Source organism: Bifidobacterium sp. UTBIF-68 (assembly GCF_006408855.1).
In the GTDB taxonomy this organism is placed as follows: domain Bacteria; phylum Actinomycetota; class Actinomycetes; order Actinomycetales; family Bifidobacteriaceae; genus Bifidobacterium; species Bifidobacterium reuteri.
Genome location: NZ_JFAN01000066.1, coordinates 1 through 936 on the forward strand (window position 1 = coordinate 1; position 936 = coordinate 936).

The window sequence follows — 936 nt, forward strand, 5'->3', positions numbered from 1 at the left end:
GGCTCTTCGGGTGTTTGTGTGGGTGTGGAGCACTGGTCCGGCCTTCTGGTTATTGGCGTCCGGGGAGTTGGAGGTCAAGTCCTCCGCATTTGAGCATGACGAGGCTGATGAGGTTGTCGAGGTTGCGGTAGCCGTAGCCGATCTTGATGGTGGTCTTGATCTTGTTGTTGATGGCCTCGAGCCTGGCGTTGGACAGTCCGGAACGGATGGTTGTGAGGATGTCGAAGTGGCGTCTGGCGATCTTCTCGCCGAGCGGGACGAATCCCGGGATGCCGGACAGGAACGCGTCCGCGGCCCATTGGCGCAGCATGGGCGCGGCCTCGTCCGCCGTCTGCTTGAGGATCATCCTGAGGCGTTCCTTGAGCTTGTACGCCTCCCAGAGGGTCTCGTTGGTGTTCGCCACGCACTCCAATTGGGCCTTCTGGCCGGCGGTCAGGTCGCCCTCGTTCTTCAGCAGCGCCCATCTGGCGCCCTTGATCGGGTCCTTGGCGCCTTTCCGGGTCGTGCCGGCCTTTCTGGCCTCGCGCCATGCGGCGGTTCGGACCTTGTCGAGCGCGTCGGTCGCCCAGGACACGATGTGGAACCCGTCGAGGATGCGTTCGGCCTGCGGGCACCAGCGGAACGCGCACTCGTCGATCCACCGCGCCCCGTCGCCGGTGATCACCTGGATGGATGCGCGCTGGGCCGGCGTCAGCTGCTGGAAGAACAGGTCGAAGACCTTCTCCCCGTGCCCCGGGTGCATCCAGACCACGCGCCCGCGGTCGTGGTCGACGACGACCGTCATGTACTTGTGGCCTTTTCTGTAGCTGGTCTCGTCCACGCCGATGGAACGCAGATGGTCGAACAGGCCGGCGCCCTGTTCGGCGCGCAGGTCGTCGGCCACGCGCCGGCAGATCGGCCCCACGCTCTTCCAGTCGACGCGAGTCAGGGCCGACA

At 65.4% G+C, this 936-nt stretch carries 1 protein-coding gene; it reads right to left on the minus strand.

The window, feature by feature from the left end:
* Positions 1 to 49: 49 nt before the first annotated feature.
* Positions 50 to 936: ISL3 family transposase (locus tag BW14_RS11795; RefSeq protein WP_140490793.1), on the minus strand; the 887-nt coding region annotated here is incomplete at its 5' end.